We start from the raw sequence: 631 nt of genomic DNA, 5'->3' as shown, positions 1-631 counted from the left end.
CGACAGGAGATAGCGTAAATGCAGTAACGCAAGATGTCACCCTAGCGTCAACAGGTGTAGATGGAACAACGATTACGTGGAACAGTGATACTCCAAGAGTGATTGCGAACAATGGAACGGTAACTCGCCCAGCGAACAGTGCGGGGGATGCGAGTGTCACGTTGACGGCAACGATCACCAAAGGTGGCGTAACCGAGACGAAAGTGTTTGTCGTAAAAGTATTGAAGCAATCGCAAACGGATGCGGAAGCCGTATCGAATGCAAAAGTAGTGCTAGAGATCGGCTATGCAACAGGGGATAGCATCAATGCTGTTACACAGTCCGTGATGTTGCCAACAATGGGAGCAGACGGAGCAACGATTACATGGAATAGTGATACACCAAGCGTAATTAGGAACGATGGAACGGTAACTCGCCCAGCAAACAGTGCAGGAGATGCAAGCGTGACGTTGACAGCCACGATCACCAAAGGTAATGAAACTACGACGAAAGTGTTTGTCGTGAAAGTATTGAAGCAATCGCAAACTGATGTAGAGGCGGTAACGAATGCAAAAGCCGCGCTAGAGATTGGTTATGCGACAGGAGATAGCGTAAATGCAGTAACGCAAGATGTCACCCTAGCGTCAACAGG

1 protein-coding gene is annotated in these 631 nt (G+C 48.7%); it reads left to right on the top strand.

Annotated elements, in window-relative coordinates; genetic code table 11:
- On the top strand, positions 1 to 631 hold a 631-nt coding region (locus BAZO_RS16165), incomplete at both ends, for an immunoglobulin-like domain-containing protein (RefSeq protein WP_003332750.1).

Origin of the sequence: Schinkia azotoformans LMG 9581, from assembly GCF_000307855.1 — a bacterium.
Classification (GTDB): Bacteria; Bacillota; Bacilli; order Bacillales; family Bacillaceae_J; genus Schinkia; species Schinkia azotoformans.
The sequence above is the reverse complement of the archived record's forward strand: the minus strand, read 5'-3'. Positions and strand labels throughout refer to the sequence as shown.